At 66.2% G+C, this 21,709-nt stretch carries 22 protein-coding genes and 1 tRNA gene; 8 read left to right on the top strand and 15 right to left on the bottom strand.

Annotated elements, in window-relative coordinates:
* Positions 1-36 precede the first annotated feature (36 nt).
* Genes J2T23_RS17925 through J2T23_RS17915 form a run of 3 tightly spaced genes read left to right on the top strand, consistent with a single transcriptional unit; the run spans position 37 to position 1,642 of the window.
* A complete protein-coding gene (locus J2T23_RS17925) occupies positions 37-831 on the top strand; it encodes a class E sortase (protein WP_141182862.1) in 795 nt (264 codons plus the stop codon).
* Positions 832-833: 2 nt separating this feature from the next.
* A complete protein-coding gene (locus J2T23_RS17920; RefSeq protein WP_168223195.1) occupies positions 834-1,004 on the top strand; it encodes a hypothetical protein in 171 nt (56 codons plus the stop codon).
* Positions 1,001-1,642, top strand: coding sequence for an aminodeoxychorismate/anthranilate synthase component II (locus tag J2T23_RS17915; protein WP_141158786.1), 642 nt, complete (start codon positions 1,001-1,003; stop codon positions 1,640-1,642). Before J2T23_RS17920 ends, J2T23_RS17915 begins: the two co-directional genes overlap by 4 nt.
* 28 nt (positions 1,643-1,670) lie before the next feature.
* Here J2T23_RS17915 and pknB read toward each other — a convergent pair whose 3' ends face one another.
* The 7 genes from pknB to J2T23_RS17880 all read right to left on the bottom strand — a co-directional run bounded on the left by pknB (position 1,671) and on the right by J2T23_RS17880 (position 11,142).
* Positions 1,671-3,596 (bottom strand): Stk1 family PASTA domain-containing Ser/Thr kinase, encoded by a 1,926-nt coding sequence (pknB, locus tag J2T23_RS17910; protein ID WP_307362187.1) that lies wholly within the window; start codon positions 3,594-3,596, stop codon positions 1,671-1,673.
* Between the two features lie 63 nt (positions 3,597-3,659).
* Entirely contained in the window at positions 3,660-5,390 is a 1,731-nt protein-coding gene (locus J2T23_RS17905) for a protein kinase domain-containing protein (protein ID WP_141182863.1), read from the bottom strand.
* On the bottom strand, positions 5,387-6,847 hold the full coding sequence (locus J2T23_RS17900; protein WP_141158783.1) for a peptidoglycan D,D-transpeptidase FtsI family protein: 1,461 nt from the start codon (positions 6,845-6,847) through the stop codon (positions 5,387-5,389). Before J2T23_RS17900 ends, J2T23_RS17905 begins: the two co-directional genes overlap by 4 nt.
* On the bottom strand, positions 6,844-8,232 hold the full coding sequence (locus J2T23_RS17895) for an FtsW/RodA/SpoVE family cell cycle protein (protein ID WP_141158782.1): 1,389 nt from the start codon (positions 8,230-8,232) through the stop codon (positions 6,844-6,846). Before J2T23_RS17895 ends, J2T23_RS17900 begins: the two co-directional genes overlap by 4 nt.
* A complete protein-coding gene (locus J2T23_RS17890) occupies positions 8,229-9,920 on the bottom strand; it encodes a PP2C family protein-serine/threonine phosphatase (RefSeq protein ID WP_370871460.1) in 1,692 nt (563 codons plus the stop codon). The genes J2T23_RS17895 and J2T23_RS17890 overlap by 4 nt, the downstream gene beginning before the upstream one ends.
* A gap of 2 nt (positions 9,921-9,922) precedes the next feature.
* The gene (locus J2T23_RS17885) at positions 9,923-10,405 is read right to left on the bottom strand and encodes an FHA domain-containing protein FhaB/FipA (RefSeq protein ID WP_141158780.1); all 483 of its coding nucleotides are present in this window, start codon (positions 10,403-10,405) and stop codon (positions 9,923-9,925) included.
* Positions 10,402-11,142 (bottom strand): FHA domain-containing protein, encoded by a 741-nt coding sequence (locus tag J2T23_RS17880; protein ID WP_307362182.1) that lies wholly within the window; start codon positions 11,140-11,142, stop codon positions 10,402-10,404. Before J2T23_RS17880 ends, J2T23_RS17885 begins: the two co-directional genes overlap by 4 nt.
* A gap of 395 nt (positions 11,143-11,537) precedes the next feature.
* On the opposite strand from J2T23_RS17880, the gene J2T23_RS17875 reads away from it, so the two are divergent.
* Positions 11,538-11,620, top strand: a tRNA-Leu gene (locus tag J2T23_RS17875).
* Positions 11,621-11,727: 107 nt separating this feature from the next.
* On the opposite strand, the gene J2T23_RS17870 is transcribed toward J2T23_RS17875, so the two are convergent.
* The 4 genes from J2T23_RS17870 to J2T23_RS17855 form a co-directional block, all read right to left on the bottom strand.
* Entirely contained in the window at positions 11,728-12,459 is a 732-nt protein-coding gene (locus tag J2T23_RS17870; RefSeq protein WP_307362179.1) for a FadR/GntR family transcriptional regulator, read from the bottom strand.
* Positions 12,460-12,482: 23 nt separating this feature from the next.
* A complete protein-coding gene (locus J2T23_RS17865; protein WP_307362176.1) occupies positions 12,483-13,610 on the bottom strand; it encodes an L-talarate/galactarate dehydratase in 1,128 nt (375 codons plus the stop codon).
* A 93-nt stretch (positions 13,611-13,703) separates the two neighbouring features.
* Positions 13,704-14,915, bottom strand: a complete 1,212-nt coding sequence (locus J2T23_RS17860; protein ID WP_307362174.1) for an MFS transporter — start codon at positions 14,913-14,915, stop codon at positions 13,704-13,706.
* A 111-nt stretch (positions 14,916-15,026) separates the two neighbouring features.
* Positions 15,027-15,755 carry a TetR/AcrR family transcriptional regulator gene (locus tag J2T23_RS17855; RefSeq protein WP_246839816.1) on the bottom strand — a complete coding sequence of 243 codons (729 nt, stop codon included), beginning with the start codon at positions 15,753-15,755 and terminating at the stop codon, positions 15,027-15,029.
* A 101-nt stretch (positions 15,756-15,856) separates the two neighbouring features.
* On the opposite strand from J2T23_RS17855, the gene J2T23_RS17850 reads away from it, so the two are divergent.
* Positions 15,857-17,284, top strand: coding sequence for a flavin monoamine oxidase family protein (locus J2T23_RS17850; RefSeq protein WP_307362171.1), 1,428 nt, complete (start codon positions 15,857-15,859; stop codon positions 17,282-17,284).
* Between the two features lie 66 nt (positions 17,285-17,350).
* Positions 17,351-17,833, top strand: coding sequence for a pyridoxamine 5'-phosphate oxidase family protein (locus J2T23_RS17845; RefSeq protein WP_307362168.1), 483 nt, complete (start codon positions 17,351-17,353; stop codon positions 17,831-17,833).
* Between the two features lie 26 nt (positions 17,834-17,859).
* On the opposite strand, the gene J2T23_RS17840 is transcribed toward J2T23_RS17845, so the two are convergent.
* Both J2T23_RS17840 and J2T23_RS17835 read right to left on the bottom strand, forming a co-directional pair.
* The gene (locus J2T23_RS17840) at positions 17,860-18,468 is read right to left on the bottom strand and encodes a DUF6919 domain-containing protein (protein ID WP_141182867.1); all 609 of its coding nucleotides are present in this window, start codon (positions 18,466-18,468) and stop codon (positions 17,860-17,862) included.
* A 60-nt stretch (positions 18,469-18,528) separates the two neighbouring features.
* Positions 18,529-19,155 carry a hypothetical protein gene (locus tag J2T23_RS17835; RefSeq protein ID WP_307362164.1) on the bottom strand — a complete coding sequence of 209 codons (627 nt, stop codon included), beginning with the start codon at positions 19,153-19,155 and terminating at the stop codon, positions 18,529-18,531.
* A gap of 161 nt (positions 19,156-19,316) precedes the next feature.
* On the opposite strand from J2T23_RS17835, the gene J2T23_RS17830 reads away from it, so the two are divergent.
* On the top strand, positions 19,317-19,697 hold the full coding sequence (locus J2T23_RS17830) for a VOC family protein (protein ID WP_141158772.1): 381 nt from the start codon (positions 19,317-19,319) through the stop codon (positions 19,695-19,697).
* An 11-nt stretch (positions 19,698-19,708) separates the two neighbouring features.
* Here J2T23_RS17830 and J2T23_RS17825 read toward each other — a convergent pair whose 3' ends face one another.
* Positions 19,709-20,110: a DUF5997 family protein gene (locus tag J2T23_RS17825; protein WP_159629326.1), complete on the bottom strand. Its 402-nt coding sequence runs from the start codon at positions 20,108-20,110 to the stop codon at positions 19,709-19,711.
* Between J2T23_RS17825 and J2T23_RS17820 the strand changes: the two genes are divergently transcribed.
* Complete coding sequence (locus J2T23_RS17820; protein ID WP_307362162.1) at positions 20,073-20,894, top strand: LysR family substrate-binding domain-containing protein; 822 nt, start codon at positions 20,073-20,075, stop codon at positions 20,892-20,894. The two genes, J2T23_RS17825 and J2T23_RS17820, sit on opposite strands and share 38 nt — an antisense overlap.
* A 106-nt stretch (positions 20,895-21,000) precedes the next feature.
* Here the strand turns inward: J2T23_RS17820 and J2T23_RS17815 are convergent, their stop codons facing one another.
* Positions 21,001-21,663: a DUF3618 domain-containing protein gene (locus tag J2T23_RS17815; RefSeq protein ID WP_307362161.1), complete on the bottom strand. Its 663-nt coding sequence runs from the start codon at positions 21,661-21,663 to the stop codon at positions 21,001-21,003.
* Between the last annotated feature and the right edge of the window lie 46 nt (positions 21,664-21,709).

Here is a 21,709-nt window from a genome sequence, read left to right as displayed (position 1 = left end):
AGCCGGTGCCCAGGGTAAACGCCCGGAGGAGAACGCGTGGTATTGCAGGAGAAGGCGGGGACCGCCACCGCGCCCGCATCCCGTCGAGCCCTCCTGCCCGGCATTATCTCGGTGCTCGGTGAACTGTTGATCACCGTTGGCGTCATCCTCCTGCTCTTTGTGGCGTGGCAGTTGTGGTGGACCAATGTTGAGTCCGATGCCAAACAGAGCCAGGTCATCAAGGAATTTGCCCAGGACCTGGGCACCGCAGCCCCCGCTCCCTCGGCCTCAGCACCGGCGTCGCCTCCTGCCGCCGGGGAGGACTTTGGAAAGCCCGTGGTGGGCACGGCTCCCGGCCACGCCGGCACCATCGGCATTATGTACATCCCCAGGTTCGGTCCCACCTACACCCGTCCGATCGTCCAGGGGACAAGCCAGGACGTCCTGGACACCCTGGGCCTGGGCCACTACAGCAACACCGCCATGCCCGGCGCCGTCGGCAACTTCGCGGTGGCCGGCCACCGCCAGACACATGGAGCCGTGCTGGACAACATCCACACACTGGTCCCGGGTGACAAGATCTACGTCCAGACCAAAGACGGTTTCTACGTCTACGTCTTCCGGAACAACCAGATCGTGATGCCGTCCCGCACCGATGTCCTGGAACCGGTTCCCACCCAGCCAGGTGCCGCGCCGACTGAAAGCTACCTCACCATGACCAGCTGCAACCCCCGCTTCGGAGCGGAAGAACGCATCATCGCCTACGCCCTGCTGGACAGCTGGCGGCCCCTGGCGGCAGGACCACCGGCTGAGATCGCGGCCCAGGTGGCAGCAGCCACCGGAAGGAGCTGACCGTGTACGCCTGGATCTTCCGCCACCTCCCCGGGCCGCTGTGGCTCAGGATCTTCATCTCGCTGGCACTGGTATTCCTTGCCCTGGTCCTGATGGTCCAGTTCCTGTTCCCCTGGATGTCCCATTTCACCCCATTCACCGACTCAACGATTGGTTCCGCAGACCAGCCATGACCACAACCAAGATCCTTGTAGTGGATAACTACGACAGCTTCGTCTACACCCTGGTGGGCTACCTCCAGGAACTCGGCGCCGAGACCACGGTGGTCCGCAACGACGACGTCACGCTCGCCGAGGCCATCGAACTCGCCAGCACCCGTGACGGCGTCCTTATTTCCCCCGGGCCCGGAAATCCCGCCGAGGCGGGAGTCTGCATCGAGCTGATCAAGTGGTGCGGTGAAAACAGCGTTCCCATGTTCGGCGTGTGCCTGGGCCACCAGGCGCTGGCGGAGGCTTTCGGCGGCAAGGTGACCCATGCCCCTGAACTCATGCACGGCAAAACGTCCAAGGTGGAGCACATCGGCACCAGCGTCTTTGCCGGGCTCCCCTCCCCCGTCACGGCCACCCGCTACCACTCGCTGGCCGCGGTCCGGGAATCCATCCCCGACGTCCTGGAAATCACGGCGCAGACCGCGTCCGGGGTGGTCATGGGGCTGCAGCACCGGACAGCACCATTGTGCGGGGTACAGTTCCACCCGGAATCGGTACTCACCGAGGGCGGGTACCAGATGCTCGGCAACTGGCTCGAATCGCTGGGCATGAAGGGCGCCGCTGCCCGGGCAGCGAAACTGAGCCCGCTGATCCAGCAGTAGCCGGAGCTGCCGGACGGGCCAGGACGCGTCAGCCCTTCTTGGTGGGTTTGGGCGTCGGTGTTGGCGTGGGGGTGGCGGTTTCCGTTGGCGCGGGCGGTGGCGGCGGAGGCGGCGGTGCCTTGGCCACCACGACAGTGATGGTCTTCCCCTGCGGTACGGCAGCGTTGGCCGGGTCGCTTTGGTCCGTGACCTTGCCGGGCTCCACCTGGGAGTTTTCCACCTCAACCACCGACGGCACCAGGCCGAGCTCCTTCAGTGCTGCCTCGGCTTCGTCACGCATCAGGCCCCGCAGTTCCGGGACCACTACCTTTCCGGTGGACACGATCAGCTCCACGCTGGTGCCGACACCGACGCTTTGCCCGGGGGCCGGGTTGGAGGTGATGACGATTCCTGCCGGAACCGTGGCGCTGTTGGCGGTGGTGGTCGAGGGGGCGCCCACCAGCCCCACCTGGCGGAGGATGTCCCGCGCCGCTGCCTCGGTCTTGCCGGGGAGGCTGTCAGGGATCTTCACCGAACTGGGGCCGTCCGAAACGTTGAGGATGACCTCAGCTCCAGGATCCAGCGAACCGCCCGCCGCGGGGTCCGTCCCGATCGCGGTTCCCTTGGGCACTGTGTCGTTTGCGGACCGTGCGATCCGCGGCCGCAGGCCGGCGTTGTACAGCTCCTGCAGTGCGGCGGTTTCCGTCATGGACGCCACCGCCGGGATGGACACCTTGGGCGGCGCAGGAGCGGGCCGGTTGACCGTTTGGTACAGCCACAATCCGCCGCCGGCGAGGATCAGGAGGGTGAAGATCACCAGGGTGGCGATCCAGGCACGACGCCGGGACTTCTGCCGTGTGCTTTGCTCATGTTCCGTAGCGAGGCCCAGCGGGAGCGCGCCAGCCCCATACGCGTCCGCCCCGTGCTCGTCGGCCAGTTCCAGCGGAGCCGCCGCTCCGCCGTCGTCATGGTACAGGTTGGTGGCAGCCAGCCGCCCGGTGGGGGCATCGTCCAGGAAGCTTGCCCCTGTGGCGGCGAACGCCTCGGTGGGTGGCGGCGCCTGCGGAACGTGGTCATTGGGATCGGTGGGCGCCTCTGACGCCGCCACGGCCGGCAGGGGAACACCGGCTTTGGCCGCGCGCAAGGCACGCCGGAAGGCCGCCGCGTCCTGGAACCTGTCGGCCCGGTTCTTTTGCAGGGCCTTGGCGAGGACGGTGTCCAGCGCCGGGGACACATCCGGATTGAGGCTGCTGGCCGGTTCCGGGATTTCGCGGACATGCTGGTAAGCCACGGAAACCGGGCTGTCCCCGATGAACGGCGGCCGTGAGGTGAGCATTTCGTAGAGCAGGCACGCAGCGGAATAGAGGTCGCTGCGGGCATCCACCGTCTCGCCCCGGGCCTGTTCCGGCGAGAGGTACTGGGCGGTTCCCACCACAGCCTGGGTCTGGGTCATGGTGGCGGAGGAATCGGCGATGGCGCGGGCAATGCCGAAGTCCATCACCTTTACCGAGTCGCTGCCCGGGCAGTACATCACGTTGGCGGGTTTGATGTCCCGGTGCACGATGCCGGCCTTGTGGCTGTACTCAAGGGCTGCCAGGACGCCCAGGCAGTAGTCGATGGCCTGGCTGATGCTGACCTCGTTGGCGCGGATCAATTCACGCAGGGTCCTGCCGTCAACGTATTCCATGACGATGTACGGCACGCGTACGTCCTCGGCGGAACCGTCATGGACCACATGCTCGCCGGTATCAAAGATGGCCACGATGGACGGGTGGTTCAGGGCGGCCACCGCTTGCGCTTCACGCTTGAAGCGTGCCTGGAACTGCGGATCCCGGGCCATGTCCGGCCGCAGCAGCTTGACGGCAACAGTCCTGCCCAGGCGGGTGTCCGTGCCCTTGTAGACATCCGCCATGCCGCCCCGGCCAATGAGGTTACCCAGTTCGTAGCGACCGTTCAGGACACGCCGGTTATCCACCGGAAGGCTGTCCTCCCGGTGCAACGGTGTGCGTGGCGACTCATTCACTGGCTGGTCCCGAGATCAGGGTGCGCAGGTAGGGGGCGTCCCGGGCGTTTGGCCGGCCGCGCAGGTTGCCAGGGGCGAGATGGGCGTCGGTCCAGCCACGGGCGCGGACGACGTGGGGGCAGGGGTCGGTGCTGCGGTGGTGGGCGCAGGGCTGGGAGCGGTCGCGTAGACGACGGTGATCAGCGAACCCTTGGGCACCGTTCCGGTGGGGTTGAGTTCCAGCACCGTTCCGGGGGTCTCCGTGCTGCTCTCCTGCGGAACGACGGTCACCTGCAGCCCCATGCCTGCAAGCGCAGCCTGGACCTGCCGGTAGTCCTTGCCGAGGTACGCCGCCGGAATGACGTTGACGGTGGCCTGGGTGGGCTGCGTGGTGGGGGTTGGTGTTGGAGTGTTGCGCGTCGGCGTCGGTGTAGCCGACTGGGTGGTCCGCGTGGGGGTCGCGGACGACGGCGGTGCGCTGCTGGCAGTGGCGCTGGAGCTGGGGTTCCCGGCCGGCGAGAAGAGTCCTGCCTGGTTCAGGAGGAAGCCCACCAGGGCGAAGAGCAGCAACAGGATCAAGGCGACCAGAGGCCAGGTCCAGGGGCTGCGGCCCTTGCGCCGGGGCTCGTCGGAGGGCCCGTCGTCGTACGTTTCCTCCTCCTGGTCCCAGTTCCGCTCGGCAGCCAAGGCGTTGGCGCGGGCCAGCGGGCCCTGCGCCCGCTCCCCGCCATCCGCGGATGCACCGTGGGCGCCGGCAGCCATGGCTGCGGCCGCACCTGCTGCGCCCGCACCCATCACCGGCAGTGCCGACGTGGCGGTGGGCGCAGAATCCCGCTGCGTGCCAATCACGCCGGTGGGGGCGGTGGCGGTGTCAACAGGAGCCGTGATGGGTCCCGTCGCCGCATCGAAAAGCAGCATGCCGGGCACCGCGGCGCGGGCGGCACCGACGTCGCCGTTGCGGATGGCCTCCGCTGCTTCGGCGAGCTTGATGGCGTTCGCCGGTCGGTCCTTGGGGTCCTTGGCCAGCATGGACATCAGGAGCGCCCGGACCGGCGCGGGCAGGCTTTCCGGAAGCGGCGGCGGGGCGTCGTTCACTTGGGCCAGGGCAATGGCGATCTGGGATTCACCCGAGAACGGGCGGTGGCCGCTGAGGCACTCGTAGCCAATAACGCCGAGGGAGTAGATGTCCGAGGAACCGGTGGCGGTCTGTCCCGTTGCCTGCTCGGGCGCGAGGTACTGCGCGGTTCCCATGACCTGCCCGGTCTGGGTGAGCGGCACCTGGTCGGCGAGGCGGGCGATGCCGAAGTCGGTGACCTTGACCCTTCCGTCGGGGGTGATCAGGAGGTTGCCGGGCTTGACGTCGCGGTGGACCAGGCCCTGGGCGTGCGCGACGGCCAGGGCGCGGGCGGTCTGCGCGATGATCGACAGCGTACGGTCCGGCGAAAGCACCTGTTCGTGTTCAATGATGCTGCTCAGCGGCTGGCCCGGGACCAGCTCCATGACCAGGTAGGCCGAGCCCTCCTCTTCGCCGTAGTCGAAGACGTTGGCAATGCCGACGTGGTTCAGCAGCGCGGTGTGGCGTGCCTCAGCGCGGAACCGCTGGAGGAAGCCGGGGTCACCGGTGTACTCCTCCTTCAGCACCTTAATGGCGACGATGCGGCCCAGGACGAGGTCTTTGGCCTTCCACACTTCCCCCATGCCACCGATCGCAATCCGCGTGGTCAGCTGGAATCTGCCGCCGAGGGTGATTCCCGTTGTAGGCCTCACTTATTCAACACCGCCTCAAAAATCTTCTTCGCGTTGGGACTGGTCAGCTTTGCTCCCGCGTAGATGTCTACGCCTTCCATGACGATCGTGACGCTGACCTTCGGGTTGTCAGCAGGGGCGAACCCGGTAAACCACGAATTGTTGGTTCCGTTTCCGAGTTCGGCGGTGCCGGTCTTGCCTGCGACCTGGACGCCCGGGACGGCGGCGCCCTTGGCAATCCCGTCAGTCACCACGCTGGTCATCCATTCGGTGATCTGCTTGGCGATTTCCGGGGTGGTGGACGTCCTGAGCTGCGAGGGCTGCGGCTCGTCAATGACGCGCAGGTCCGGGGACCGGAGGGTCTTGACGAGGCTTGGCGCCATCTGGGCGCCGCCGTTGGCGATGGCGTTCGTCATCATGTTGACCTGCAGCGGAGTGACCCGGACATCCTTCTGGCCGATGGCGGACTGGGCGAGCCCGGGCTTGTCCAGGTTGTCAGGGAACCCGTTTCCCGCTGCGTGGCCCAGCTTCAGCAGGCCTCCCACGTCTTCGCCGAACCCGAACTTCTTGGCCTGGGCGGCGATGGCGTCGCGGCCCAGGTCCAGGGCGATGCTGGCGAACGGCGTGTTGCAGGACTGCTGCAGGGCGAAGGCGAAGCTGGCGGTGTCCCTGGTGTAGCAGTTGCCCCCGGCGTAGTTGGGCAGCTTGTACTGGATGCCGTCAAAGGGCATCTCCGCAGGGTTCGGCAGGACGCTGTCCTTGTTGTACTTCCCCGACGCCAAGGCCGCGGCCGTATCCACGAGCTTGAAGACCGAACCCGGGGCGAGGAGTTCGCCGGTGGGACCACTGACGTTCTGGTTCAGGTTGATGCCAGGGACCTTGACCAACTCGTTGATGTTGGCCCGTTCCGCGGCTGCGTCCTGCGTGGCCACCAGGTTGGGGTTGTAGGAAGGCTTGGACGCCATCGCCAGGATGGCACCGGTCTTGGGGTTGGTGACCACGATCGAACCGCGCTGGCCGTCCGGGATCAGGCTGTAGGCAAGCTGCTGGATCTGCGGATCGATGGTGAGTTCCACCGACGCGCCCTTGGGCTGGTTTCCCAGGAAGAGCTGGCCCACCCGGTCAAGGAAGAGCTGGTCGGAGTTCCCTGCCAGCTCGGCGCCCATGGTCTGCTCGAGGCCCGTGGCTCCGTAATTCTTCGAGAAGTAGCCGGTGATGCCGGCGTAGAGTTCCGGCTGCGGATAGGTCCGCTGGAATTTGCACGTCTCCGAACCGGTTTCCGCCGACTCAGCCACGGGAGTGCCGCCCACGATGATGGCACCGCGGTCGTTGCAGTAGTTCTGCAGGATGGCGCGCTGGTTCAGCGGATTGGTCTTGAGGTCGTCGGCGCCCACCACCTGCACATAACTGATGGCGCCGAAGAGCAGCGCAAACATGGCAACTGCCGCTACCCATGAGTGTCGAATTGCCTGGTTCATGCCTGCTTCACCGCCTCGGTTGGAGTGTCAATGCCGTTTGCCGCCGCCGCGCCGGCGGGTGGGAGCGGGGTTGTATCCACCGGCCCGCGGGCAGCGTGGGAAATCAACAGGAGCAGCCCCACGATGATCCAGTTGGCCAGGAGGGACGAGCCGCCCGCCGCCAGGAACGGGGTGGTAAGCCCGGTCAGGGGAATGAGGCGCGTGACGCCGCCGATCACCACGAAGCACTGGAGGGCCACGGCGAGGGACAGGCCGCAGGCGAGGAGCTTTCCGAACGCGTCGCGGGTGCCCAGGGCTGCCCGGAAACCGCGCGTGACGAACAGCAGGTAGAGCAGCACGATGGCGAACAGCCCGATCAGTCCCAGTTCTTCGCCCAGCGAGGCGATGATCATGTCGCTGTTGGCGAACGGGACCAGGTCCGGACGGCCCTGGCCAAGGCCGGTACCCACCAGGCCGCCGTTGGCCATGCCGAACAGGCCCTCGATGACTTGCCGGCTGCCGTTCTCATAGACATCGGGGGAGAAGGCGTTGAGCCAGCCGTAGACGCGCTGCTGCACATGGGAAAAGACCTGTGCCGCCACGAAGCCGCCGCCCAGGATCAGCGCCAGTCCGATCACCACCCAGCTGATCCGGCTGGTGGCCACGTAGATCATCACGATGAACAGGCCGAAGAACAGCAGGGACGAGCCCAGGTCGCGCTGGAACACCAGCACACCGATACTGACCAGCCAGGCCGTGACCATGGGCCCCATGTCCTTGAACCGCGGGAACTGCATGGGGCCGATCTTGCGGCCCGCAAGCAGGATCAGGTCACGGTTGGACGAAAGATACCCGGCAAAGAATATAGCCAGCGTAATCTTGGCGACCTCGCCCGGCTGGAACGTCATCGAGCCGAACCGGATCCACACCCGGGCGCCCAGGATTTCCCCGGCGCTGATTCCCGGGACAAGCGGCAGGATCAGCAAAAGAGCCGAAGCCGCCAGCGAAATGAAGGTGAACCGCCGGAGGATGCGGTGGTCCTTGAGGAAGAACACCACGGCGATGGCCACGGCCATGGCAATGAGGGTCCACCGGAGCTGGTTGTTCCCCGTGTCCTCGCCGGGAGCGTCCAGGCGGTGGATCATCGCCAGGCCCAAGCCGTTCAGTGCGATCACAATCGGGAGTATTACTGGATCGGCATATTTCGCCCGGAAACGCAGGACGCCGTGGAAAACGAGCGCGGCCACTGCCAGGAGGCTCGACTGGAACCAGAAGTCGGAGTCGAAGGCCTTTTCCTGGTCCACGCCTACCATCATGTTGGCGCCGATGCCCACGGCGAGGGCCACCAGCAGCAACGCCAGTTCGACGTTGCGGCGAGGCTTGGGCATGGTGCTTACCTGGCTCATTTGGCCGCCTCGCAGGTGATGGTCGGAGTGGGTGAGGGGGACGGGGCCGGCGGTGCAGGGGCAGGTGCGGACGCATCGGTTGCCGGCGGCGGGGCTGCCGCGGTGGCCGGAGGTGCGCTGCCCGGGGCCGGTGTCGGGGAAGCGGACACCTTGGGGCATTCCTCCTCGGGGGACGTGGTCCCGGTCAGCTCCAGGTTCTTGACGATGCGCTGTGCGTCGTACAGGTCATTGGCAGGGACCGTCTGGCGGACCCGCTGCTGCGAGAAGGGTGGAAGGGAATCCATCCGGATGTCCGTCACCGCTTCAAGGGAGGACAGCTGGATGGGACCCAGCCGCTGGGACACGCCGTTGTAGATGGCCACGCGGGAATCGAACTCGCCCACGTAGTACCGGGTCTGGGTCCAGGCGTAGCCGAGCCAGAGGCCCACTGCCACCACAACCAGTACGGCGGCCGCGATGGACCAGGTCAGCCAGCGGCGTGGACGCAGCGCCGGCAGCGCGTCCTCTCCGTCCGCCGGTTCCGCCTTGTGGGTGAGGAGCGTGGCGGCCCGGCGGGCCACGGTCCGGCCTGCCACCGTGGGGATGGAGCCGGACTCCGCGGCAGCAGCGGCGGCTCCCACCAGCTCGTGGGGGCGGGAGGCGAGTTCCTCCCGCAGGACCTCGGCAGAGAGGTGTTCACCAAGATGGGGGTCGGTGCTGCCGGACTCGGCCTGAGGGGCGTTGGCGGCGTTGCCATCTTGCGGTTCCTTGGCTTGCCCGGAGCCGGGAGTGGCATCCCCGTGTTTGGAGGCGTGGGTTTCCTTGGGCTCGTCCGCGGCGGCTGCCGCTGCAGCGGCGGGAACGCCCTCTGCCGCGGCAGCGGGCTTGCTGCCCTGCACCGGCGGGATGATTTCGACGGCGGCCGTGCTGACGTCGTCGGGCGTTTCCTCCACGATGTCCACCATGACCACGGTGACGTTGTCAGGGGAACCGGCCTCAAGGGTCAGCTCAACAAGGGTTTCGGCGCATTCATGCAGGTTGTGGGTTTCGCGGACCGTCCGCTCCACGGCATGCGCGGCAACGTAGTTCAGGCCGTCGGAGCACAACAGCCAGCGGTCCCCGGGCCGGGCATCGAGGGTGTCCAGGTCCAGTTCGGGGCTGGCGTCGACATCGCCAAGGACGCGCATGAGGACGTTCTTGTGGGGGTGCGTTTCGGCTTCTTCAGGCCGCAGCCGGCCTTCGTCGATAAGCCGCTGGACGAAGGTGTGGTCCACGCTGACCTGCTTGAATTCACCGTCGCGGAGCCGGTAAGCGCGTGAATCGCCGATGTGGGCGAAGTGCAGCTTGCCGTTGGCCAGCAGGAGGGCGGTGACGGTGGTACCCATGCCCGCAAGCTTCGGGTTGATGTGCACCAGCTCGGAGAGGAGGGAATTGGCGGTCTGGATCTCGTCCGCCAGGACCGTTCCGGCATCGTCACCATGGTCCGGGCTGTCCAGGTGGATCATGTCCAGGACGGTTGCGGCCGAGGCGACGTCGCCGCCCGCATGTCCTCCCATGCCGTCCGCGACGACGGCAAGGTGCCGGCCGGCGTAGGCGGAGTCGTCATTCTTGGCACGTATCCGGCCAACATCCGACCGCGCGGCGAAGCGCATGATGAGAGGCCGCTGCGCCGGGCTGGAGCCGGTTGCGGGGTTTTCGGGAACGGCCACGGTTACGGCCTCAATTCAATGACCGTCTTGCCGATCCTCACGGGTACCCCTGGCTCGACAGGCAGGGCACGGGTAAGTTGCTGGTCTCCCAGGTAGGTTCCGTTGGTGGAGCCAAGATCCTCGATGAACCAGCGACTTCCCTGTGGGAAGAGCCTGGCATGGCGGCCGGAGGCGTAATCGTCCTCCAGGACCAGGGTTGCTTCCTGCGCGCGTCCCAGCAGGATGGGGCTCGCTGCCAGTGGGAGGGTCCTGCCCTTGAGCGGTCCTTCCAGCACCACCAGCTGCCGGGCCTGCTGTTTCACGGGCTGCGGAGGCGTTTCGGCCAGTTCGGGGTTACGCCGGAGCTGGCGGGCTGTGGGTGCGCCAGCTGCAGCCTTGCGGCCCAGCATCAGGTCCCGGCGCATGGCGGAGACGATGCTGAAGATCAGGACCCAAAGGAGCAGCAGGAAACCGAACCGCAGCGCGGTGATGGTGAGGTCGCTCATGCGTGGCCACCCTGGTTGGCAGGAAGCAGGCGGAAGATGATCTTTGTCCGTCCCATCGTGATGGTGGAGCCGTCAGTGAGTTCGGTGCTTCCGGAGACCTTTTGGCCGTTGACATAGCTGCCGTTGGTGGACCCCAGGTCAACGGCGCTGGTGACTCCGTTCTCCGTGCGGATCTCCAGGTGGCGCCGCGAAACCCCCGTGTCTTCGATGAGGATGTCTGCCTCGGATGACCGGCCCAGGACGATGGACGGGGCGTTCAGCGAGTAGCGCTGCCCGTCAATATCCAGAACCGGCTGGAGCCTGACCGGCTGCCGGCTCGGAGCCGCCGGGACGTTGGGCCTGGACTGGGCGGGGGCGGAACCTTGGGACTTCTCTGTCGAGGAAGCGATTTCGAAGTCGCCGGCCCGGAGTTCCGCGGCGCGGTGGAACGAGATGCGGACGGGACCCTGGAGGGTGTAGCCCTGGCTGCGGACGTGGTTGATGACGACGTCGCAGAGTTCTTCGGCCAGGGGCGTGCCCCATTCCTGCGCCCTGCCGAAGTCATCGTCACTGAGCTGGACGTCGAAGACATTGGGCACCAACGTGCGTCCGGCGGCCACGGTGAGGGCCTTGTGGTCCACCTCGCGGCGGAGCCGGCTGGCGATCTCCACCGGCTCGACCTGGGCTTTGGAACCGGTGGAGAAGACGCCGCGGACGGCCTTTTCAATGCCACGTTCAACCTTGTCCAGCAGGCCCATGGTGCTTCTCCTTTCCCCCCGGCTCCGGGGCAGTAGTTGTTGCCGGCCATCATCTGCGGGGCACCCCACCGCTGTGCGGGGATGCCCGCCGGAAGTGGCCACTCCTACATCCGATACTAATGGCCAGCCCTGCGAATGACCTTAATCAACAACGGCCGGGCGCTGGCAAAAGTTCGGAAGGGTGGTTGTCTTTGGCGGCTGTGGGGCGGCCATCCCGGTGCGGTTGCCGTCCGGAAATTACCTGCTTCCACGCGTTTTAATTGCGGTCCAGGTGGCTTATGGGAGGGCGGCGTTCGGCCGATTGGTAATTTGCGGCACCTGTCCGTTATGCTTGATCTCGCTGCTTTTACGAGGCACGGAACGGGAAACCGGAACGGCCGAGTGGAGGAAGTTGCGCGCGAGTGGCGGAACGGCAGACGCGCTGGCTTCAGGTGCCAGTGTCCGAAAGGGCGTGGGGGTTCAAATCCCCCCTCGCGCACGCAATGGAAGAGCCCCGGTCTTAGGACCGGGGCTCTTCTGCGTTCCTGGCCAATCATGGGCTGGTTCGCGGATCCGTCCGTATGAAGACCGGATGCGCGAACAACCCTAGGGATCCGACGGCGAAGCGTCCTGCCGTGTGGACGGGCGTGCCGAAGCCTTGAACCGGCGTCGTGAGTTGGCCAGGTGGCTGCGCATCGCTGCCGCTGCGGCAGCTTCGTCGCCATCGGTGATCGCCTCAAGGATGGACCGGTGCTCCTGGACCACCTGGTCGAAATGGTCCCGGGCGTAATGCTCGACGCCGGTCATCAGGCGGGTCCGCGGCATGGCAATCATTGTTTGCCCCAGCGCAGCCAGGCAATCGGAGTAATAGGGGTTGCCGGAGGCTGCCGCCACCGCCCGGTGGAATTCGAAATCCGATTTCATGGCATGGGCGGGGTGGCCTGCGCTTTCGGTGAAGGCCTCCAGTGCCGTGCCGACCGCCCGCAGCTGCCTGTCCGTACGGTTCCGGGCAGCCAGGGCGGCCGCTTCGGTCTCAACACCCATACGGAAAGCCAGCAGGTGCAGCCTGTCCTCCGTGGTGGCCACAGGCCGGACACCCGGCACGGCCAGCGGGCCGTCCGACGGCGGCGTGAGCGCGAAGCTGCCCCGCCCCCGTTCGGTTTCCACGAGACCTTCGGCCTGGAGGCGGGTCAGGGCTGCGCGGACTACCGTCCGGCTAACGCCGAACTCACTGATCAGGGTGTTTTCACTGGGCAGCTTCCCACCCGGCTGGATCACGCCGTCAACGATGCGGGTGCGAAGTTCAGCGGCGAGGTCCGCGGTGAGGTTCCTGCTCATGGCTCAAGGTTACGGCGTGGGGGTTAGGCGCCGAATTCCACGCTCTCAGTGGTCCAGGCACGGGCCTGCCCGCTGAGGGTGACGCCGAGGCCGGGGCGGTCCGGGACGATCATGCGCCCGTCCTTGGTTTCGAGGCGCTCGTTGAACAGCGGATCCAACCAGTCGAAGTGCTCCACCCACGGCTCGTGCGGATAGGCAGCAGCAAGGTGCAAATGGATTTCCATGGCGAAGTGCGGCGCCAGCCCCAGGCCGCGCTCATCCGCCAGGGCAGCAAGGCGGAGGAACTGGGTGATGCCGCCGACGCGGGGGGCATCCGGCTGGATGATGTCACAGCCGTTGGCGGCAATGAGGCCCTTGTGTTCGGCCACGGACGCGAGCATTTCGCCGGTGGCGATGGGAGTGTCCAGCACCTGTGCCAGGTGGGCATGGCCCTCAAAGTCGTAGGCGTCCAGGGGCTCCTCGATCCAGATGAGGTTGAACTCCTCGAGCCGGCGGCCCATGCGCAGGGCCGTGGCGCGGTCCCACTGCTGGTTGGCGTCCACCATCAGCGGGACATCCCAACCGATGTGTTCCCGGATGCCGGCCACGCGGCGGAGGTCCTCGGCAGAATCGGGCAGGCCCACCTTGATTTTGATGCCGCCGATGCCTTCCTCGATGGACTGCGTGGCGCGTGCTTTGACCTCGTCCAGGGTGGCGTTCAGGAAACCGCCCGAGGTGTTGTAGGTCCGCACGGAGTCCCGGTAGGAGCCGAGGAACTTTGCCAGCGGCAGGCCGGCGCGCCTCGCTTTGAGATCGTACAAAGCGATGTCGACGGCGGCGAGGGCCTGGGTGGCGACGCCTGAGCGTCCCACGGACGCGCCTGCCCAAAGCAGCTTGGTGTAGATCCTGGCGATGTCATTCGGGTCTTCCCCGATGAGGCCTTCGGCAACTTCCTTGGCATGTGCATACTGGGCCGGTCCGCCGGCCCGCTTGGAGTAGCTGAAGCCAATCCCTGAATGGCCCAGTTCGCTGGTGATCTCGGCGAACAGGAAGACCACCTCAGTCATGGGCTTCTGCCGGCCGGTGAAGACCTTGGCGTCACTGATGGGAACGGCGAGGGGGAGTCGGGCGGTGGACAGCTTCACGTGCCGGATCAGGTCGACAGTGCTCATGGATTCTCCTAGTGGCGGCGCGGGGCTCCTTCGCCCACCAACAAAGGATACAAGTACAAAACTTGTATTACAAGAAGTGCCGAATGGGCCAGGTCAAGCCTTCGGAGCCGTCCCACGCGACAGTCCAATGAGGATGAGCGCCGCGAAAGCCGCGACGGCGCAGATGCCGAACACGCCCTGGTATCCAAGGCCGAGGCCCGGGCCGGCCGCGATGATCACACCGGAGACAATCGCTCCGATGCGCCTGGTGTTGGTGAACAAACCGGACGCGAGCCCGGGCCCAGGGATAAGGTCCTGGAATAAGGTCAGTCCAATGCCTGCAACGGTTCCAAAGAACCAAGCGTTGAGCGGTTGGACGCCGATCAGCAGCACGGGTCCCGTCAATACGGTCATGGCAGCGTAATAGGCCATGTCGGCGACGCAGCCGGTCGCGAGGATTGTCTGGCTTGAGAACCGGCGGCTCAGCCTTCCGATAATAAGCAGTGCAGGAATCTCCAGCAGGGCGGAGATTCCCAGCGCGACGCCTGACCATATCAGCGGGAGCCCGAGGCGTTCGGTGACGAAGAGGCTCATGACCGATACCGCGGCACTGTTGGTCGCCTGCAGTGCCACGAAGCCGCTGACAATGAGGACAACGGCCGTGCGGCTGACCGGTTGCCCGGTGGCGTGGAGCGTCGGATCCGGGTCCGGATCCATACTCTTTGCTGCGCGTCGCTTGGCGATCATGCCCGCGGTGGTGGCCATGTTGAGGAAGGCGATGACGGCCAGCACAGGAAGGATCGCACGGTTTCCCAGGGCGGCCATGATGAAGGTGGCCAGCGGCGGCCCCGCTACCCAGGCGAAGGACACGATGGCGCGCGTGTTGATCACCTCGGAAGGGGCAGCCTTGGCATGCTTCATATCGGCGAACAGGAGGGACACTCCGACGCCCGCGGGACCGCCGAGGACGACGAGGGCCACCACCGCAACCGGGAGGGCTGTGGTTATGGCGAGGGCCAGGGTAAGGGCTCCACACGCCAGGAGGGGCCGGAGGTAGTCCTTCCTCCTGTCGGCCCACGACGGTATGCCCAGCGCCGCGACGAACCCACTGGCGTTGTACACGCCGAGGACCCATCCGACATCGGCCGGGCCGGCGTCGTACAAAGCGACGAGCAACAGTGCGAGGACGGGGTTCAGCAGAGCGAATTGCAGGCCCCAGCACAGCGCGGCGGACGACGTCAGCAGCGGAGTGGCGGCGGCAGGCGCAGTGGATCCCACGCCCCGCTGCGCATGGGGCCCGGCCGGTTGGTCTTGTCCTGTCCGCACGTCTTCTCCTATTTTGGCGAAACGTTCCTCCGCCCCACGCCATAGTAGGAAGGTGCAGCCCCACGAGGGAGGGAATGCTGATACCTGCCTCGGCGCGCCAAATCGTGCATCTCAGCGGCGCAGCGCGGCCAGACCGGAGACCAGTGCGTCCAAGCCCAGTTGAAAGGCGGTATCCGCCTGCCGGCCATGGTCGCGGTGGCCGGCTTCGGGGTGGCTGGAGGACTCCCGAGGCGCCCCCGACGAGCTTTGGACGGCGGCAGTGAAGTACGGCGTGGAACCGGCCATGGACCCGGAATCGAAGATGTCCTCCGGGGCCGTAACGTCGTACGCAGAGCCGAAAATAAAGGACTCCAGCGCCACGATGGCAGGAATGATGCGCTCCTGCGGGAATCCGGCGTCCGAAAAACCCTTGCTGACGGTCTCGTACATGGCGAGGGTCTGCGGGGCGTCTGTTACCGGCAGCACTGCAATGACCGGAATGAGCGGAGTGTGTTCGGCGAAGACGTCCCGATAGCTCCATGCCCAGGTATGAACGGCATCTTCCCAGCTGCCGCCCTCAAAGCCTGAGACGTCCACCAGCGACATCAGGTGATCCTCCACCAACAGCAGCACGTCCTGTTTGGATGCCACGTGGTTGTAGAGGGCGGAGGGTGCCACATCCAGCACCCTGGCGAGGGCGGCCATGGTCAGTCCGTCGTATCCCTTGCGTCCGACCAGCTCCAGCGCGGCCGTTGTGATCCCTGCCTTGTCCAGCACTGCCGCCGAGGGCCGGCCCGCCCGCCTCCTCGGCGCTCCGCCATTGCTGGTGGAGCGCCCCTGTGCGGCTGATACTGCCGGCATTCCTGCCCTTTCCGTCGTCGTCCCCTGCATTATTCCATCCAGCACTTCCCCTGCCGGCAGGCACGGGCTATAGTTCCTACTAAATGAATGGCATTCATTTAATGGTCCCCGTCACCCGGGGCCGCAGAGAGGACATCATGCTGAACCTGAACCGCGACGTTGTGGTCGTTGGAGCCGGGCCGTCCGGACTCACCGCCGCCCGCGAACTGAAGAAGGCCGGACTCACGGTCGCCGTGCTTGAGGCCCGCGACAGGGTGGGCGGCCGCACCTGGACCGACACCGTGAACGGAGCCATGCTCGAGATCGGCGGCCAGTGGGTCTCCCCGGACCAGACCGCCCTCCTGGAACTGCTCCAGGAACTGGGCCTGGAGACCTACCCGCGCTACCGCGAAGGCGAATCCATCTACATCGGCGCGGACGGCACACCCGTGCGCTACACGGGTGACACCTTTCCCGTGGACCCGGACACCGCCGTCGAAATGGACCGGCTGGTGGCACTGCTGGATGGCCTCGCCGCGGAGGTTGGACCCACGCAACCCTGGGCCCACCCCAAGGCGCGTGAACTGGACACGATCTCCTTCCATCACTGGCTCCGCCGGAACTCTGCCAACGAGGAAGCCTGCAGGAACATTGGCCTGTTCATCGCCGGCGGGATGCTCACCAAGCCTGCACACTCTTTCTCTGCCCTGCAGGCGGTCCTGATGGCCGCTTCGGCCGGCTCCTTCACCCACCTGACTGACGAGGATTTCATCCTGGACCGCCGCGTGGTTGGTGGGATGCAGCAGGTGTCCCTGCTGCAGGCGCAGGAACTGGGTGACGACGTCGTCCTCAGTTCGCCGGTCCGCACCATCAACTGGGAGCCGGATGCGGAGGGCGGCCACCGCGTCACCGTCGAATCGGACCGTGCCACGGTCAACGCCCGCTTCGTCATCATGGCCGTGCCGCCCAACCTTTACTCCCGCGTCTCCTTCAACCCGCCGCTGCCGCGCCGGCAGCACCAAATGCACCAGCACCAGTCCCTGGGCCTGGTCATCAAGGTGCACGCCGTCTACGGCACTCCGTTCTGGCGGGAAAAGGGACTCTCCGGCACCGGCTTCGGCGCGGATGCCCTGGTCCAGGAGGTGTACGACAATACGAACTTCGATGACCCGCGGGGCACCCTGGTGGGCTTCGTGTCCGATGAAAAGGCCGATGCCGTTTTCGAGTTGAGCGCAGAGGACCGCAGGAAGGCCATCCTGGAATCCATTGCGGGCTACCTGGGCGAGGAGGCCCTCACTCCTGACGTCTATTACGAGTCCGACTGGGGCTCCGAGGAATGGACCCGTGGCGCCTACGCCGCCAGCTATGACCTTGGAGGCCTCCACCGCTACGGCAGGGACCAGCATGCCCCGGTCGGCCCGATCTACTGGTCCTCGTCGGACCTTGCGGCGGAAGGCTACCAGCACGTGGACGGCGCCATCCGCATGGGCCGCATCACGGCCGCGCGCATCGCCGAGGTGGCCAAAGTTCCGGTGGCATCCGGCTGGTAAATAAGCATGCTTACTAATAGGCTGGCGGCGGGGACTTTCCCCTACTTTCGACGAACGAGGTGAGGCATGACTGACGCGCAGAGCATCAGCAAGGTTACTGAGATCATCAACGATTCCAAGATCGGTATGGTCACCACCATCAACGAAGAAGGCGCCCTCGTCAGCCGCCCGCTGGCCGTCCAGGAGGTTAAGGACGACGGCGACATGTGGTTCTTCACCGGGCTCGGCACCTCCCAGGTTGCCCATGTCCGGGCTGATCCCCGCGTCAACGTCGCCTTCGGCAAGAGCACCGAATGGGTTTCCGTTGCAGGGACCGCCGAGGTGGTCACCGACCGCGCCAAGATCCACGAGATGTGGAACCAGGTTGTCGAAGCATGGTTCCCGGACGGTCCGGACACCCCCGAGGTCTGCCTCCTCCGGGTGGACTCGGATTCGGCGGAGTACTGGACCAGTCCGGGCGGCACTGCCGCAACGGTCCTGCAGTGGGTCAAGTCCAAGGTGACGAACAGCCGCATGAGCGTTGGCGAAAGCGGCACCGTGGAGCTGTAACGCCGGCTTTGGGCGGGGCGGGGCGGCTACTGCTGCTCCGCCCTTTTCAATGCCTTTAGGACGGCCGGCAGCAGCACGTCATTGCGTCCCCACACGGGATCCAGGATCTCCACGTACCAGGAATCAGCGAGCAGGAGGGCCAGCGAATCGTTGGTCTCCCCGGCCCAATCCTGGATCTGCCCGTCCGTCACGGGATTCTCGCTGGAGCCCAGCACCGTGGCGATCTCCGTTCCCGCAACGGTCACCGCAATGGCGGCGCTGCTTGCTTCGCCAGGGGCGTGGGCAACGGTGACCAGTTCAGTCCGGGTGGACAGCGCCAGCAAGCCGCGCGCGGTTTCGGCGCCGCAGAATCCGGTCACGTACTGGCGCTGCGCGGCACCATCGCCAAGGATGCCCGGCTGGGACTCCTTGGTGAACAGCCCATTGCGGTTCAGCTCCGCCAGCGCGGCGGCGATGGGTTTGGTCTCTGCGTCAAAGACTGCGGCGAAATGTCCAGGCTGGTATGAACTTCCACCTTCCAGCCACCGGGCCGTCAGCTCACCGGCAGCCTCCAGCGTGGTGGCTTGGCGCCAGACTCCCCGGTCTTCCAGGAGCCGACCGTACTGGTCATGGGCAGGCAGTTCCTCAGGCTTCATCCTGGGATGCTATCGCCGGGCCTCGGAAGCAATCCAACCCCTTCGACACAGCAGTTAACGTCAGCCGGCCCGCTCGGCCGGCAGGGCTGCAGGAATTCCGGCCGCCCGTTCGGCGGCTGCCAGCGAGGCGGCCAGGCTTCCGACGGCGGCCGGGTAGCCCGTGTGCGAGGCTGTCCGCAGCTGGTCCGCGGTTCGCATGGCCTTGATCAGTGCGGACGTTTCCGGCAGCCGCACGTCGGTCAGGGCCGGATAGTCGATGCTAAAGCCGGGATCCAGTTCGTAGCGCTGCCACCGCAGCATCAGCTCCTCATGCTGGATCCGGGCCGCTTGATGGGCGGAGAGACGCTCCCTGTGCTCCCTTCGGCCGGATCGCCACGCCAGGATCCGGGGGCTGCCCCGGTATGCGGCGATGCCGGAGGCGGCCGCTGCCACGGCCAGAACCAATCCCGCCCATGGCGACACCAGGGCCGGGATCACGAGCGCAGGAAGGGCCACGCAGGACCCGAGGAAAAGGTCCCAAAACAGCTGGTCGGGCGCCTGCGCTGCGTCGCTTGCAGGCGCCAGGGACCGGCGTCGTACAACGAACACGGTGGCTGCGACGGTGGCAACCAGCACCGGACCGCACAGCAGGACCGCCCATGCACCGTGAAGCAGTCCCTGGTTCAGGGACTCCGCCAAGATCGACATCCTGTACCTCCCGCGCCCGCCATTCCCCACTAAGCCATGGCCCCGGCCGGAAAGCCCGGGCTGGTCTTTCCATTGGACCGTCTTCCGGGCACAGCGTCAATGGCTGCGAAAGGGGGGGCGCACAGCCTGGGAGTCACGGCGATGGGCGGTACCGTGGGACCATGCGACTCAAAATGTGCAGCATCCACGTCCAGGACCCCGCGGCCGCCCACGCCTTTTACACCGGCACACTCGGCTTCGACACCCTGATGGCCATGCCGGAGTACAACCTGTACATCATTAAGGATCCGGGGGCGGGGGACAGCTCGGTGGGACTGCTCCTGGAACCCAGCGACAACCCCATCGGCGCCAGTTACATGAACGCCGTCCGCGAGGCCGGCCTTCCTGCCATCGTGTTCGGCGTCCCCGATGTCCAGGCGGAGTATGACCGGCTGATGGCCGCCGGGGTGAGTTTCAAGACCCCGCCCACCACTGATTCATTCGGGACCAGCGCCGTGTTCGACGACGGCTGCGGCAACTACGTCCAAATCCACCAGGACTAAGGGGCTGGCAATCAGGCCTGGGCGCGGTCCTTCTTGGCCTGCTTCTTCGCGGCCTCGTCCTTGACCCGCTGGGCTTCGGCGCGGACGGCCGCGTGCGTGGCGCGTTCGGTGACGAGCCACTGCGGGGGCGCCTGCAGCAGCGCGGTGATCTCCGCCGTCGTGAGCGCTTCCTCCACGCCGCCGCGGGCCAGGCCGCTGATGGAAACGTTCAGCTTCTGCGCCACCACCGGGCGGGGGTGCGGCCCGTTGCGGCGGAGTTCGGCAAGCCATTCCGGCGGGTTGGCCTGGAGTTCGGCAAATTCCTCGCGGGTAATCGTTGAATCCTGGAACTCCTGCGGGGTGGCCGGCAGGTAGATGCCAAGTTTCTTGGCAACGGTGGCCGGCTTCATGGACTGGGAGTTTGCAGAGGTCATGCTTCAAGGGTATCCGGGCGGCGGGTACTGTGAAGACGTGCCCGCCGACAATACCCCCACGCCCGATGGCCAGCCCACCCCTGAGGATGCGGCCCAGCGCGTGTTGCGCATCGCGTACGTGGCAGGGGTGACGCCGGGCAAGTGGATCCGCCGCTGGGAAGAGCGGATGCCGGATATTCCCCTTGAAGCATTCATGGTCGACGACGGCGTGCAGCGTGACGTGCTGGACGACGGCAGGGCGCACATGGCCTTCGTCCGTCTTCCCATTGAGCGCGAAGGACTCAGCGTTATCCCGCTGTACGAGGAGCAGCCCGTGGTGGTTGCCCCGAAAGGCCATGAGATCTCGGTGTTCGAGGAAGTGGCGCTTGCCGACCTCGCACAGGAATCCTTCCTTGATCCTGCAACCCTGGGCGGACCGGATCCGGCCCTCCAGGTGGTGGCCTCCGGAGCCGGCCTGGTGATCCTTCCGATGTCAGTGGCACGGCACTTCAACGTCAAAGACACGGTGGCGCGCAGGCTTACAGGGGCGGGGGGGACCGAAATCGCCCTGGCCTGGCCTGCGGAGGCCACGGACGACGTGCTGGAGGAGTTCATTGGCGTGGTCCGCGGCCGCACCGCGCAGAGCTCCCGCCAGCCCTCCGCGCAGCCGCAGAAGGTGAAGAAGGAACCCAAGCCGGACCGCCGTGGCACCGGCACCAAGAAAGCGCCCAAGGTGGCACAGCGCTATGCCCCCAACCCGGATAAGGGCCGCGGCAAGGGGTCCCGCAAGAAGGGCAAGCGCTAGCCTCCCCTAAGAGCCCCCGGGCCGTTGGTGATGGCCCGAACGACGGCAAAGCCGGCCCCGCATCATGCAGAACCGGCTTCGCTGTAGTCCGTTTTACGCTGGCGGACTAGGTGTTTTGGATGTTGTCTTTGGCGTCTGTGGCGCGGTCTTTGACGTCGGTGGCGGCGTTTTGGCCTTCGGTTTTGACGTTGTGGGCGGCGTCGGTGGCGGTGGCTTTGACGTTGTCCATGGCTTCCTGGGCGGGTTCCTTGAGGTCCTGGGCCATGGTTTTGGCGGCGTCGGTGACCTGGGTTGCCAGGGGCTGGGCGGCGGTTTTGAGTTGGTCCGCGGCTTCGCGTTCTTTCTCGCTGGCGGGGATCAGGGAGGAGATGAGCATGCCGGCGCCGAACGCGATGAGCCCGGCGGCCAGGGGGTTCCCGGCGGTTTTGGCTTTGACCTGGTCCGGGGCGTTGGAGACGGCCTGGCCGGCGTCGGAGAGTTTCGCGGAGACCGCGTCTCCTGCCTGGTGGAGGTTGTCGCCGGCGGTGTTTAGGGCGTTGGTGGTGTGTCCGGTCCCGGTGGCGGTGGTGTCGTGGACCTTGGTGGTGGCGTGGTCTGCTGCGCCCATGATTTTCTCCTTCACCCCGGTCACGGCGTCGCGGACCTTGTCGGTTTGGCGGTGGACGATGTTGGACGGGGTGACTTTGTCGGCCACGGCGTCGACGTTGGTGCCCAGGCGGACCCGGGTGGCTTCTATGTCTGCGCGGATGGCATCGGGGTTTTCGCTCATCGGTTTACCTCACCTGGTTTTAGGGTTGGGGGTATTTCTGCGAGGG

Source organism: Pseudarthrobacter niigatensis, assembly GCF_030812615.1.
Classification (GTDB): Bacteria; Actinomycetota; Actinomycetes; order Actinomycetales; family Micrococcaceae; genus Arthrobacter; species Arthrobacter niigatensis.
This window is presented reverse-complemented; position numbering and strand designations above follow the sequence as displayed.